This is a genomic window from Spirosoma aerophilum (assembly GCF_054782495.1).
This window is the reverse complement of the sequence record NZ_BAAGSJ010000004.1, coordinates 898,901-913,263: the sequence shown is the minus strand read 5'-3', so window position 1 is coordinate 913,263 and position 14,363 is coordinate 898,901. Positions and strand designations below refer to the sequence as shown.

At 51.3% G+C, this 14,363-nt stretch carries 12 protein-coding genes; 1 reads left to right on the top strand and 11 read right to left on the bottom strand.

All coding sequences use genetic code 11. The annotated features are described in order from the left end of the window. Window positions 1-43 precede the first annotated feature (43 nt). The 4 genes from ACYVK4_RS05725 to ACYVK4_RS05710 form a co-directional block, all read right to left on the bottom strand. Window positions 44-841 (bottom strand): sulfite exporter TauE/SafE family protein, encoded by a 798-nt coding sequence (locus tag ACYVK4_RS05725; RefSeq protein WP_461126511.1) that lies wholly within the window; start codon window positions 839-841, stop codon window positions 44-46. Window positions 842-942: 101 nt separating this feature from the next. Then, on the bottom strand, window positions 943-2,451 hold the full coding sequence (locus ACYVK4_RS05720; RefSeq protein WP_461126510.1) for an APC family permease: 1,509 nt from the start codon (window positions 2,449-2,451) through the stop codon (window positions 943-945). A 165-nt stretch (window positions 2,452-2,616) separates the two neighbouring features. Continuing rightward, on the bottom strand, window positions 2,617-5,697 hold the full coding sequence (gene secDF / locus ACYVK4_RS05715; protein WP_461126509.1) for a protein translocase subunit SecDF: 3,081 nt from the start codon (window positions 5,695-5,697) through the stop codon (window positions 2,617-2,619). 146 nt (window positions 5,698-5,843) lie between these two features. Further along, complete coding sequence (locus ACYVK4_RS05710; RefSeq protein WP_461126508.1) at window positions 5,844-6,227, bottom strand: hypothetical protein; 384 nt, start codon at window positions 6,225-6,227, stop codon at window positions 5,844-5,846. A gap of 143 nt (window positions 6,228-6,370) precedes the next feature. On the opposite strand from ACYVK4_RS05710, the gene nadC reads away from it, so the two are divergent. After that, window positions 6,371-7,204: a carboxylating nicotinate-nucleotide diphosphorylase gene (nadC, locus tag ACYVK4_RS05705; RefSeq protein ID WP_461126507.1), complete on the top strand. Its 834-nt coding sequence runs from the start codon at window positions 6,371-6,373 to the stop codon at window positions 7,202-7,204. Window positions 7,205-7,318: 114 nt separating this feature from the next. On the opposite strand, the gene ACYVK4_RS05700 is transcribed toward nadC, so the two are convergent. The 7 genes from ACYVK4_RS05700 to ACYVK4_RS05670 form a co-directional block, all read right to left on the bottom strand. Then, the gene (locus tag ACYVK4_RS05700) at window positions 7,319-7,678 is read right to left on the bottom strand and encodes a hypothetical protein (RefSeq protein WP_461126506.1); all 360 of its coding nucleotides are present in this window, start codon (window positions 7,676-7,678) and stop codon (window positions 7,319-7,321) included. Between the two features lie 215 nt (window positions 7,679-7,893). Next, complete coding sequence (locus ACYVK4_RS05695) at window positions 7,894-8,874, bottom strand: pyruvate dehydrogenase complex E1 component subunit beta (RefSeq protein ID WP_461126505.1); 981 nt, start codon at window positions 8,872-8,874, stop codon at window positions 7,894-7,896. Window positions 8,875-9,087: 213 nt separating this feature from the next. Continuing rightward, window positions 9,088-10,758 carry a hypothetical protein gene (locus tag ACYVK4_RS05690; RefSeq protein ID WP_461126504.1) on the bottom strand — a complete coding sequence of 557 codons (1,671 nt, stop codon included), beginning with the start codon at window positions 10,756-10,758 and terminating at the stop codon, window positions 9,088-9,090. 6 nt (window positions 10,759-10,764) lie between these two features. Further along, on the bottom strand, window positions 10,765-11,535 hold the full coding sequence (locus ACYVK4_RS05685; RefSeq protein WP_461126503.1) for an ABC transporter ATP-binding protein: 771 nt from the start codon (window positions 11,533-11,535) through the stop codon (window positions 10,765-10,767). Between the two features lie 274 nt (window positions 11,536-11,809). After that, window positions 11,810-12,823: an aspartate-semialdehyde dehydrogenase gene (locus ACYVK4_RS05680; RefSeq protein ID WP_461126502.1), complete on the bottom strand. Its 1,014-nt coding sequence runs from the start codon at window positions 12,821-12,823 to the stop codon at window positions 11,810-11,812. 166 nt (window positions 12,824-12,989) lie between these two features. After that, window positions 12,990-13,679 (bottom strand): hypothetical protein, encoded by a 690-nt coding sequence (locus ACYVK4_RS05675; RefSeq protein ID WP_461126501.1) that lies wholly within the window; start codon window positions 13,677-13,679, stop codon window positions 12,990-12,992. 82 nt (window positions 13,680-13,761) lie between these two features. After that, complete coding sequence (locus ACYVK4_RS05670) at window positions 13,762-14,355, bottom strand: 5-formyltetrahydrofolate cyclo-ligase (RefSeq protein ID WP_461126500.1); 594 nt, start codon at window positions 14,353-14,355, stop codon at window positions 13,762-13,764. Window positions 14,356-14,363 lie beyond the last annotated feature (8 nt).

The following is a 14,363-nucleotide window of genomic DNA, read 5'->3' as shown; positions in this document are numbered from 1 at the left end:
TCCACTTTTAAATTTATGATCGCGGTTTCTACCCGCGTTACGCTTACATCAGCTCCCGGATGAGCATGTAGATCGCCACGACCAATACAAACCAGCCAAACCCTTTTCTGAGCTTGTCGGGGGCTATAAATCGGGCTAGATACATGCCTGCGAAAATGCCGATAATGGATAAACCCGTAAAGGGCAACAGAAAATTCCAGTTTAGCTGTGTGTGTTGGAGATCGCCCATAAAACCAACAAAGGAATTAACGGCAATGATCAACACGGATGTCGCCACCGCCCGGTTCACGGGTAAGCCTGCCAGCAGCACCAGCATGGGCACGATCAGAAATCCACCGCCAGCACCAATGGTCCCTGTGAGCAAACCCACCGCCAGGCCGTCGAGGGCCAGGCTGCCATAGCGGGGGCGTCCGTCCGCGGCTTCTCCTTCCTCCGGGCGCTCGTTGCGAAGCATGGCGCGGGCGGCTATGATCATGACAAACGCAAAGAAATAGAGAATGGCTTCACTTTTGGCGAGTACGAACCGCTCAAACTGGAACAGTGGGTCGGGGAGGGCGGGCACTAGATACCGGCGACTTAAGTAGACCGAAATGAACGACGGCAGTGCGAAGGCCAGCGTTACCCGCAAGTCAACACGCTTATGCCAGATGTGATTGACAGAACCAACCAGTGAGGTGGTGCCGACAACGAACAGCGAGTAGGTAGTGGCCAGGATTGTTGGAATATGAAAAACATACACAAAAATGGGCACCGTCAGAATGGAGCCTCCGCCCCCGGCTAATCCGATCACTAACCCAACTACAATGGCTGATGCGTAGCCAACAATTTCCTGTCCACTCATTGGTTGGCAAAATAGCACTTGTTTAGTCTATAGACTAATGAAAACGCCCTCTAATGCTGGCATCAGAGGGCGTTTGTGACTAATTACTGTAAAAAGGCTTTCTAAGCTTCTTCCTGAGGTTTGTTCAGGTGGCTGTGTTTACGACTATAGGTGAAGTAAACGATCAGGCCAATTACGCACCAGACTATGAAGGATATCTTCGTATCTGTCCGCAAATTGTACATTAGGTACAGGTTGGCCAGAATACCTAGCGTGGCGATAACGGGCAGAATAGGCGTCCGGTAAGGGCGTTCCAGGTTGGGTTCCCGAACCCGCAGCAGCCATACAGCTCCGCAGATCATGGCAAACGCCAGCAGTGTTCCCGAACTGGTTAACTCCGATACCTTATCAATAGGCGTCAACGCGGCTACGACCGATACGATCAGGCCCACCAGAATCGTGCTCTTCCAGGGTGTTTTGAACTTGGGGTGAATAGACGCAAACAAGCCGGGAGGAATCAGCCCATCTTTCGCCATACCCAGGAACACACGGGTCTGGCCCAGCATCATCACCAGCATCACAGAGGTTAGTCCGCCCAAAGCCGCGATCGTGATGATATAAACGGCCCACGTCAAGCCTTTATCGGCAAATGCCTGCGCTACCGGCGCCTTCAGGTCCAGGCTTTTGAACGGTACCATACCAGTCAGCACCAGCGATACCAGAATATACAGGACCGTACAGATGATGAGCGAAGCAAGGATAGCGAAGGGTACGTCTTTCTTGGGGTTGATGGCTTCACCAGCTTGGGTCGAAACGGCATCGAAGCCGATGTAGGCGAAGAACACAATACTGGCCGCCGTCACGATACCATTGAAACCATAATGCTGCTGACCTCCGCTGTCGATAACAGGTTCTGGAATGAAGGGATGCCAGTTAGCCGTATCAACGTAAAACGCACCGACCACGATAACGAAAATAACCACGGCCACCTTGATGATCACAATGATGTTATTGGTGCTGGCCGCTTCTTTAATACCCCGAACCAGAATGTAGGTAACGACCAGTACGATCAGGAAAGCAGGGAGGTTGAAGGCAAATGAAAAATCAGGGATAGATTCGCCCGCAGCGCGTAATTTCTCCGCTTTTTCCTGAGCTGTAACGGGGTCGTTCATTAACCACAGGGGTGGATTGATGCCGAACAGGTGAAGGAGTTTCTCAAAATAGCCGGACCAGCTAACGGCCACGGTGGTGGCTCCCATCATATACTCCAGAATCAGGTTCCAGCCAATAAGCCAGGCGAAAATTTCACCAACGGTACCGTATGAATACGCATACGCTGAGCCTTCTACCGGCAGGATGGAGGCAAACTCGGCATAACAAAGGGCCGCAAACGTACAGGCCACACCGGCCAGCACAAAGGACAACGCCAAAGCGGGACCAGCCCAGTCGTGAGCGGCAATACCTGTCAATACAAAAATACCGCCACCAATAACGGCTCCAATACCGAGCGAGGTTAATCCCCAGCGAGTTAGGACGCGTTTTAGTTCACTTTTTTTCATGTCGGCTTCATAAGCCGCCAGGGGCTTTTTACGCCAGACACTCGTATCAACAGGCTTTAGTTTGGTTTCCATGTAAGGGAATCAGAGTTTGGTGATTGCGTCGTTTGGGAAAAGATTCTTAAAGATGAAGTCGAAATATACGAAATATAATGAGCGAAAGAATGAAAGAGTGAAAGAGCGAAGAAAACGGTTATACAGGTTTCGCTCTTTCACTCTTTCATTCTTTCGCTCATTATATTACGACTGCGAAGGCCGGATCAGCGGCTTCTTGTCTTTCTTTTCTTTCTTTGCCGTGAACTCCTCAGGCGTTGCCGGAGCTGCGGTCGTAAAGTCGGCTGGAATGGCATCGAAGCCGGTTTTCTTATCAGCCGCTACCACTGTTGGCGAGATCGTTTCTTTCTCCTGCGCGGTCGTCAACGAGTCAACCACAATAGGTGTAGCGACGAACAGCGACGAATACGTACCCACGATAACACCGATCAGCATAGCGAACGAGAAACCACGAATGGTCTCGCCACCGAAGAAGAACAGCACCAGCAGCACGAGGATCGTGGAGAAACCGGTTACGGCTGTGCGGCTCAACGTACTGTTAAGGGCGTTGTTGATAATTACGGCAATCGACTCTTTCTTGCCTTTGTTCTCGGCCAGGTACTCGCGCACCCGGTCAAACACAACTACAGTGTCGTTCATGGAGTAACCCATGATCGTGAGCAAGGCACCTACAAACGCCTGGTCAACATCCAGCGAGAAGGGCAGCAGGCCGTTGAAGATCGAGAAGATAGCCAGAATGATCAGTACATCGTGGAACATAGCCACGACAGCACCGTAACCAAAGGCCAGTTTCTTGAACCGGATAAGGATGTAAACGAATACGACAGCCACGGCCAGCAGAATTGACCACAAGGCTGAAGTCAGCAAGTCATTGGCAATCGTTGGACCAACCTTCTGCGAACTTTCAATTTTGGCGGGATTACCCTGAATGCTGCTCAGCCCTTTGTAAATGGCGGCTTCGGCTTTTTTATCTGCACCCTGTGTGTTATCGTCGACCAGATACGGCGTCGTTACTTTCACCTGGTTGGAACCAATACCCGTGCCACCATAGGTTTTTACTTCCGGCGACGATCCCAGTACGGTCTCCAGCGAGTTACGCACATCGTCGGTACTGACTGCTTTCTCGAAACGAACTACATACGAGCGGCCACCTTTAAAATCGACACCCAGGCCAAAGCCTCTGAAAATAGCTGAGATAATACCTAAGCCAATGATAATCGACGACACGGTGTAATACAGTTTCCGGCGCGATACGAAATCGAAGTTAGAGTCGGCAAACAGATTCTTTGCCCATGTGGAGCTGAACGACAACGTTTTGCCATTGCGGATGTAGTATTCCAGCAACAGGCGGGTGATGAAAATAGCCGCGAACAGCGATGTCAGGATACCGATGATCAGCGTCGTGGCGAAACCAAGGATCAGGCCGGTTCCGAAGATGAACAGGACGATACCTGTCAGGAAAGTCGTTACGTTGGAGTCGATGATCGACGAAAGGGCGTTCTGGAAACCGTCCGTTACCGCCTGCTTAAAGGTTTTACCCAGTTCCAGCTCTTCTTTGATCCGTTCAAAAATCAGTACGTTCGCATCCACGGCCATACCAATCGACAGTACGATACCGGCAATACCCGGCATGGTTAGTACGGCACCCAGCGAGGCCATAACGCCCAGCAGAAAGAACAGGTTGACGATCAGCGCAATGTCGGCAATGAAACCGGCGCGGTTGTAGTAGAACACGACGAAAGCCAGTACCAGCAGAATACCGATGATGGACGAGAGGATACCCGCGCTAACGGCTTCTGAGCCCAGCGTAGCACCCACTACGTTCTCTTCAACGATGTTGGTTGGCGCAGGCAGTTTACCGGCTTTCAGCACGTTGGCCATGTCTTTGGTCTCTTCAACGGTGAAGTTACCCGAGATGCTCGAACGACCGTTTGGAATTTCGTTCTGTACGTTTGGCGCGGTATATACGAGGTTATCGAGCAGGATAGCAACCGGGCGACCCACGTTGGCGGCTGTCAGGTTTTTCCATTTACGGGCCCCTTCGGGGTTCATGTTCATCGTTACTTCCGGACGGCCCCGATCATCATAATCGTTGGCGGCTTCGGTAATCACGTCACCTTCGAGGGGGGCACGGCCACCCGGCTTTCTCAGGAAATAGATCGACAGAATTTCTTTGCCGTCGGTCGCTTTGAATGTCTTGCGATCCCAGGCAAAAACGACATCGGCAGGGAACAGGCCCCGCACTTCAGGTGCATTTAAAACGGCATTGGCGCGGGCGGTATCTTTCAGATAAACACCTAGCTGATCCTGACCGACGGGTAGGAACAACTGGGTGAGGGCCGTACCCTGAGCGGCCGACGTAGCGGTATCATTTTTCGCCGTTGAATCTTTTTTGGCACCCTGCGCCAGCTGCGATTCCAGGCTCGATGTTCCTTTGGCGGCTGTTCCGGCAGTTGGAGCGGTCGTTTTCAGAGCGGCCTTACGAGCAGTTTCTTCGCTGAGCAGATAAGCACCCATACCTTCAAGGGCAGGGGCCAGTTCGCTTAGACGATAGACTTCGGTAAACTCCAGTTTAGCGGCACCGGTCAGCAGGCGACGAATACGCTCGGGGTTATCAACACCCGGTAATTCGATCTGGATACGGCCCGAACCCGGCAGGCGCTGGATGTTTGGGTTAGCCACCCCGAATTTGTCAACCCGCGCCTGAATGATCTGGAAGGCACGCGTTGTAGCACCGTTTACTTCGTCGTTCAGCAGTTTCCGAACTTCGGTGTCGGTCGACTGATAGTTGATTTTGCTCCGGTTGGCGCTGGTGGCAAAGATCGTAGCCAGCTTGGTGTCTGGCGCGACTTTTTTGAAGGCACTGGCAAACAGATCGACAAAGCTGGTCGTGCTTGACTTCTGATCTTCAATGGCCTGTTTCAGCGCTTGGTTGAATTTTGGATCGCGGTTGTTGCCTGAGAGGCTGCGCAGGATGTCGGCAGGGGAAACTTCCAGCACCACGTGCATACCACCCTGCAGGTCAAGGCCAAGGCCTAGTTCGCGCTCGGTAACTTCCTGTAAGGTACTTCCCAGATAAACGGGCTCTTTCCAGAGCGAATCCAGGTAATGCTGTTTTTTGTTGCGGTCAACGGTGCCATCTTTCGTTGTGGCGTATGCCTCGGCATCGGCTTTGATGCTCCGCGAGACGAAGGTAAACGACAGAAAGTAGATGCAGATAGCTGCAATAACGCCTGTCAGAATAAGAATTCCGGTTCTGTTTTGCATTGGAATACACAGGCTGCTGCCCGTGATTTGATAATAAATTGTTAGGGTAATTAAGTAAAGGAGTCAGCTTGGGGTGGGCGTTGACTCAATAGAAGAATTGCTTCAGACACCTGCAGCCAGGCAGGAATGACGTCCGAACAGGTACACTAGGGCGCATTAGTGGCAATATGGTGCCCAAATACGTGCTTGAAATAAGAGAAATAGAAATGCGGGATTGTAAAGAAGCGAAGCAGAGGAACGCTTAGCAACAAGAGAATCAGAAGTGTTGGCGCGGGTAACAGGAAAGCTGTCTGCCCCGACTCGCCCAATTGAATGGCGGGTGTCACTACGGCTTCAAATTGAGCCGCACTTAGTTTAGCTGCCGCAGGAGCCTCGGTAGCTTTGCCTGACTTTGCCTGTTCAGCAACGGATTTTTGCGCTACCGGCATCTTCGCCTGGGTCACGTTGCCATGCCCCCAAACGGCTGTAAACAGCAGCAGGGTGGCCAGTACGAAACTGGAAAGGCGTTGTATGACACGAGGTTGCTTCATATTATTCCTTAGCGGATGACAAATTTCGTACCAATTGCGGAGGAATGCAAGTGTAGTTCACAGAGTTTTGAAAAAGAGAAAAACTAAACTTGCCGGGTTTTCTATAGTTCTGTCAAAAAGGAATAATCTGCTACCTTGCGACCATGAATCTACACGAGTTTATTCAGTTAGCCCTTGCCGAGGATGTCGGCGATGGCGACCATACGTCTTTATCGACTATTCCGGCTGACGCGCAGAAACGCGCCCGTCTATTGGTAAAAGAAACCGGTATTCTGGCGGGTGTGGAGGTGGCACAGGCCATTTTTGCCGAAGTCGACCCAACCTTTGTGGTGGATGTGCTCATACAGGATGGAGCCAGTATCAAACCCGGTGATATCGTGCTGACCGTTAGCGGCAACGCCCGTAATATTCTGACTGCCGAACGGCTGGTGCTGAACTGTATGCAGCGCATGAGCGGTATTGCCACGCACACCCGCGAACTGGTCAACCTGCTGGAGGGCACGCGGGCCAAATTGCTGGATACCCGCAAAACCACGCCTAACTTTCGAATCTGTGAGAAAATGGCGACCAAAATTGGTGGCGCAGTTAATCACCGCTTTGGCCTGTACGACATGATTCTCATCAAAGACAATCACGTCGACTATGCCGGGAGCATCGAAGCGGCCATCACAAAAGCCGTTACCTATTTAAACGAAACCGGTCGGCAATTGCGCATCGAAGTTGAAACGCGAAATCGGGCCGAAGTGGAAGAAGTGCTGCGGGTAGGGCAGGTCGATGTGATTCTGCTCGATAATTTCTCGCCCGAAGGCATCCGCGACATGGTGCGGCTAATCAATGGCAAGTTCATTACGGAAGCGTCGGGAGGCATTGACGAAACGAACCTTCGAGCCTATGCCGAAACCGGGGTCGACTTCATTTCGTCCGGTGCGCTGACCCACCAGATCAAAAGCCTGGATTTAAGTTTGAAAGCATATTAATTTAGTTGAACACAGCGATACGGAGAGCACAGCGATTTATAGGCATCCTTTCAGGGATTTAATCGCTGTGCTCTCCGTGCCGCTGTGTTCAACTAAATTTGCTTAATTTCTACTTCACTTTTCCGGATTCTCGTCAATCCCCAATCGGGGTAAGGCCGGGTTTAGTACACGGGGAACGACTTTGAGTCGGAAGACCCGTGCACCAGCCACGTTAAAATCACTACTGTAAAAACCCCGCTGCTTTACCCCCCTGTACACGGCTGTGTAGTTGACTTTGGGTGGCCAGTTGTTCAGGGCCAGTTCGGCCGAAATGGCATCGACCGCTTTGCGAAGATTCGAGAAAAAAATGACGGTAGGCTCCCGTTGTCGTAAAGCCGTTAAGGAGCCAACATGCTGAACCGTCACTTCATAAATTATGCGGCCGGTTAGCCTGATTACTGGCCCTTTCGACGTGTTTTCTGACAATTCATTCATATGCATCAATAATACGAAAAACTATGCAACTATTTTTCAGTGCCTAAACTATTTCTATCCATTCGTGGTTTTACCTATAATTGCATCAAACAGATAGCCCGGCCGTTTTACAACAGCCGGGCTTTTTTGTTCATGAGCGTTCAATTCACACGGTAGGCTACAAAAAAAGCGTCGAACCAACAGGCCGACGCTTTTCCAGGTAAGGGTTATATCGCTTACTTTTTGTACATCACGGTTTCTACCGCTTGCAGCGTGCGTTTTACGTTTGGCAAAATCGCTTCGATCAGGGTAGGGGCATACGGCAGGGGTAAGTCCATGCTGTTGACCCGAACCACTGGAGCATCCAGATAATCGAAGGCATTCCGTTGAATGTTGTAGGTCAACTCCGACGAAATAGCGGCTAATGGCCAGGCTTCTTCAACGATCACACAGCGGTTCGTTTTCTTCACCGAGTTGATAATCGTTGCGTAGTCGATCGGACGAACCGAGCGCAGGTCAATAACCTCCGCCGAAATACCGTTCTTCGCCAGTTCATCTGCGGCAGCGAGGGCCACTTTCATGATCTTGCCGAACGAAACGATCGTCACGTCGTTACCTTCCCGTACCACATTTGCTAAGCCAATTGGAATCAGGTATTCTTCTTCCGGTACCTGACCTTTGTCACCATACATCAACTCCGACTCCATGAAAATAACGGGGTCATTGTCGCGGATACAGGATTTCAGCAGTCCTTTGGCATCGTACGGATTGGACGGTACGACAACTTTCAGGCCCGAGGTGTTGGCAAACCAGTTCTCGAAGTTCTGCGAGTGCTGCGACGACAGCATCCCGGCATTACCCGTTGGGCCGCGAAATACGATGGGGCAGGAATACTGTCCGCCCGACATCGACATCACTTTAGCTGCCGAGTTAATGACCTGGTCAATCGCAACGAGCGAGAAGTTGAAGGTCATGAACTCAATAATTGGCCGTAGTCCGTTGATGGCTGAACCAACGCCGATACCGGCAAAACCCAGCTCGGCGATCGGGGTATCAATAACCCGCTCCGGTCCAAATTCGTCCAGCATTCCCTGACTGACTTTGTAGGCTCCGTTGTATTCAGCGACTTCTTCGCCCATCAAATAGACTTTCGGATCCCGGCGCATTTCTTCCGTCATGGCCTCCCGGAGGGCTTCACGGAATTGTATTTCTCTCATAATGAGTGCGTTGATTGCGTTTGGTTACTCATCCGGCTTAAATAGGCTCATGGATGAGATGGCAGAAAACCAGTCAAAATTAGGTAAAATGCCCTGATTCATCAAATAGCGATTGATGGGTTCTTTTTCTGAAGCTGTTGTCTGATCAACTTTTGGAAAAATATGCGGAAAATGAAGGGTAATCCGCTTGTGATTCCTTCCCTTTTTTGTTGTTTATCCCATCTCGATCTTACCCCATTCCGTTTTTTTGTATTGCCGTAGAAGTATCCAGACCATAGCTAAAGATAAGGGCAGGGCGATCCAGGTGCCATAGGGTAACATCGTTAAACCATAATGCGAGAAACCAACAAGGGCCAGAATGATACTGGTCAATAAGCCACGGGCCGTATTGTTCTGCTTCAGCGCATCCGGGGCCACCGAAAACGGCATGAAGCGGGTGGAGAACAGGGCAGTACAAAGCAGCATCACCAGCGAATTACTGAAAGCCAGCAGTACGTCGCTGATCTTATCAAGACCGTATCGGTACAGAATATATCCTGCCAGCACCGCATAAAACGGAAGCAGCAGTTTAACGATCAGCGCTTTTAATGAGCCGGAAAGCACATCGCCCGGTGCCTGAATGGGGGCGCTGCCATAAATCCAGGAAGCTTTGTAATTATCCGAAATACCCAGTTGATACTGTGCTACCATGACATACAGCCCGGCGAAATACAGCGCAAACAGATAGAAAAAGCCACTGCCGCCCAAACTTCGGCTTTGTAAAGACATGGCGACCACATAAGCCAGCCCGAAACCGAGTTGTGGATAGGTTTTGAGCTTGAACTTACGGTCGCGGCCGGTAACCCGCCAGGTAAAACCAAAGGCGGCCCGTTCGAGTGGATTGGTCGTAAACCATCCCGAAGTTAAGTCGAGTAACGTAGTTTGGCCCGACGGTGTGCTGCTCGTGGCGGTGGCCGATGGCTCGGGCCGGTTTTCACTGTCGATACCACTCAACCGTTGGGTAAAATCAGCGGTCAGGAACCGGTTCATGAACCATACCCCGCCAAAGGGGATAACCAGTGCCAGTAGCGCGAACACCAGATGGGTCGAGTCCAGAACAGGCTGAATGAAAATGTCGACGGTAGCCGCCATCCACATAGGCGGGATGAAGTAATGCCACCATTGATGGGCAACAGCCTGGGTGAGTACGTGCTGCGAGTCGACCAGGCGCGGTAACAACTGATAGCCGCCGTAGAACAGCACCGCCATCACAATCTGGAAGTAGTTGATCACCTCGCGCAGTTTCTCTTCGCTAATGAAACGCATCAGGGCCAGATAAAACAGGTTGGTCAGAAAAACCATCAGCACCGCCGACAGCAGACTCATAGCCAGAAATGTCAGTCCCGCCAGCGGCCCGAACCGGTACGCAATAACCAGAATACCACCCACCGACAGCGACAGGGCGATGCCAAATAAATAGCTGGTGATGTGCACGACCCGCGCCAGCCACAGCGTCCGGTTGCCTACGGGCCGAGGCAGAATAATCTGGTTGTCGGACGAGTCCATGATGACCGACGAGAAGTCGGAGATGAGCGTCATGGCACACAGGGCCATGATGTAGGAAAACTGGAGTGTAAGCGGGAAGAACAGTCGGTCCTGATCGGGCGTAGCCAGCATGCTCAAGCTGATGATACCACCAACAACGGTGTAAATGAGCAGAATTCGGGTGAAGTTGCTGTTACTTTCAGCCGATGGTTTGCCATAACGACCCATGCTCACGATGCTCCGGCGGTTGTCCATCATGAGCTTTACCTGCACAATGGCCCGCAACTGGTTATAATCGGCCCCCAGCAATTTAAATAACGGTTTGGCCCGATCGAGGAGCCAGAGAATAAGGCTTGTCATACCGGATTACTTATTGAGGGCCTGAATAAATTCTTCGGCAACGCCCGTTTGTCCATCGCTGCCCGTAAGTTGAGCAAACAGTTGTTCGAGCGATTCGGGACGCTGGTGCTGCAATTCGGCAAACGTGCCATCGGCAATGATCTGTCCCTGGTTGATAATAATGATCCGGTCCGAGATCTTCTCCACCACGTCCATAATGTGCGAGCTGTAGAAGATCGTTTTGCCGCTGTTCGCCAGCTGGCGCATGATCTCTTTCACCAGCACCACGGCGTTGGCATCCAGACCCGACAGCGGCTCATCCAGAAAAATAACGTCGGGATTGTGCAGCAGTCCCGAAATGAGCAGAACCTTTTGGCGCATGCCTTTCGAGAAGGTCGTCATGCGGGCGTTGGCATAGTCGCTGAGTTGAAACAGCCGGAGCAGTTCGAGGGCTTTTCGTTCAATGTGAGACGTGTCCAGATCATACAGCTGCCCAATAAACTGCAGGTACTCCATGGGCGTCAGTGTGTCGTACAAAGCCGCGTTCTCCGGAACATAGCCAATCCGGCGTTTGATGTCGAGGGACTGCGTTTTTACATCCATGCCCAGTACCGTCGCTTCGCCGGTAAAGTCGGGTAGCATACCGATCAGGATTTTGATCGTCGTTGACTTTCCGGCTCCGTTAGGCCCAATATAGCCCACAATCTGACCGGAAGATACTGTCAGATCAATGCCTTTCAGCACAGGGGTCGATCCATAAGATTTAACGATATTCTGGAGTTGGATAACGGGTGTCATGGAGACGTGTGTTAATAAGGGACTTATGGTACTGCTGTAAACTACCCTACCCCAGTCCCTCCCCTTGACATAAGGGGAGACGGTCGGCCGCTGCCGGGCTAAAAAGTGACTGGTCGGAGCCCCTCCCCTTGACATAAGGGGAGGGGTTGGGGTGGGGTAGTTTACTGATGAATTTATGATTGCTTGTTTAAGCTTTGCTCATGTCAATCTACGCAAAAAGTCCCGTTCGGCAGTAAGCCAAACGGGACTTTAGGTAAATAGTCTGGAGGAATGGTTACGCAGCGACTTCTTCGCTTTCAACCAGATTATGCTTCATTAGATATTCGGCGATCTGAACGGCATTGGTGGCGGCTCCTTTGCGCAGGTTATCGGCCACAATCCACATGTTCAGCGTTTTTGGCTGGCTCTCATCCCGACGGATACGACCCACGAACACTTCGTCTTTTCCGTGAGCCGTTAAGGGCATCGGGTAAATTTTATTGGCCGGATCATCCTGCACGATAACGCCTTCGGCATTGGTTAGCAGGTCGATCACTTCGCTAAGCTCGAACTCCTGTTCGAACTCGACGTTTACGGCTTCCGAGTGACCGCCGATGGTTGGGATCCGAACCGTGGTGGCGGTTACCTGAATCGAATCGTCGCCCATGATCTTCTTGGTCTCGTTCACCATCTTCATCTCTTCTTTGGTGTAGCCATTGTCGAGGAAGACGTCGATGTGAGGCAGCACGTTCAGGTCGATGGGGTGCGGGTATACTTTCGCAACACCTTCCTGACCGGTACGCTCGGCAAATAGCTGATCGACGGCGGCTTTGCCCGTTCCCGTTACCGACTGGTAGGTCGAGACCACCACGCGCTTGATCTTGAAGCGGTCGTGCAGGGGTTTCAGTGCCACAACCATCTGAATCGTCGAGCAGTTGGGGTTGGCAATGATCTTGTCTTCGGGGGTAAGTGTATTGGCATTGATTTCGGGCACAACCAGTTTTTTGGTTGGGTCCATGCGCCAGGCCGATGAGTTATCGACGACAGTAATACCCGCTTCGGCAAATTTTGGTGCCAGCGAAAGCGACGTGCCGCCACCGGCCGAAAAAATTGCAATGGCTGGTTTGGCCGCAATCGCATCATCAAAACTTACGACCGTGTACTGTTTACCCTTGAACTCGATCTGTTTACCAACCGACCGCTCGGAAGCGACGGGTATGAGTTCTGACACGGGGAAGTTGCGTTCTGCGAGCACCTTCAGGATTTCGCTACCGACTAAGCCAGTAGCTCCAACGACTGCGATTTTCATTGTGTTTATGCGGAGGTCCGGGCCTGCCTGTTTGGCCAATGGCCGGAAGAATCCGCTTTTATTGGTTAATAAATCAGGGATATTGGCACTAACCAACCCCTATAGGTTAATTGGAGTGCAAAAATAGGGTAAAACTTTGACGGTCAGGAATTATATTCTAAAAAAATTAGAATCGTCCAATCAGGCCAATGCCTGAGTTGGACCCGGACGAGTAAGGGGTGACCCGCCAGGAAATGCCCTGTTGTTTGAGCGACCGATTATACAACTGAACCGACCGACGAAGATGCGCCCCCGGCATAGTCAAGCCCCAGCCAATACCAGCCAGAATAGCACCGCCCAGCATAAAGACACCCCCCTTGGCATGCATATTTTGCCGGTTCATATCGGTTACAGTTTGGTAACCGGCAATCTGCCCGCCATATACCGTACCCGATATACCTGTACCCCCACAGGCATAGCCAGTGGGGCAATAGTAGGGCTGTTGCGTCGTAAATTTCCCGTCGCTTCCCGGCCCGTTCGACCCCATAACGATGGCACCAATAATTGCCCATGTAACGCCCCCCGCAATTAGCCAGCCCCCCGTATGCCGGCTGCTGATGTAGCTCTTGAACTCACGGATGGCATCCCGATCGCCCGACGCCAGGATGTATTGCCCCAGGTCTTTGGCATGACGAACGTCGAGACCATCATACATATACTGGGTTTTTACCTGCTGGCCGTACCGTCCGTTATACGAAGGGATCAGATCACTTTCGATTGGCTTAAGGGTTTCTGGCTGAACCGGGGGTGGTATTCTATCTTGTTGTGCCCACGTAGTAAGCGGGCAGAGGAGCAGGAGAAGCAGAAATTTTTTCATGGTCGTTGTTCTTTCTAGAAAGTTAACAATAACCAACACTTGTTCATATTAAAAAAAGTAAATAATCTTTGATTAACTAGGCTTAATTAAAGACATAGGTGTGTTCAGGTGTAATACAAACATCCAGTCTGACATCAGTCGGTTCGACATCAACGATGTTATCAACCGGATCAAATAACGATAATCCGATCTTGCGGCTGTCAGGTACATCATCGGCCAGAAACCGGTCATAATACCCACCACCGTACCCGACACGATGCCCTGTTTTGTCGAAAGCCAGTAAAGGTACGAGTACAATGCTTATCTGGCCGGGTTCTGTCTCGTATCGGCTTCCGATGGCTGGTTCGGGAATGCCCAGCCGGTTATTGACCAGCGGTGTGCCGGGAAAAATGGTGTAATTGAGCAGTTGCTGGTTGTATTCATCCGTAACCGGAACACTGACCTGTATGTGGCTGTATGACAACCAGATCGGCTCGACGATGGCCCATGTGTTCACTTCATTGTGCCGTTTGATGGGCAAAAATGTGTGAAGAGTGAAGGGCGTTTCGGCCAGGCCGTTTTGCTCAAGGTAGGTAAAAAAATGATCGGCAATGCGTTCACTCAGGCGGGTCACGTCATCGGCTTCCAATGCCTTGCGTTGGGCGAGGAATGATTGACGTAGCGCTGACTTCGTCATAAAATAGC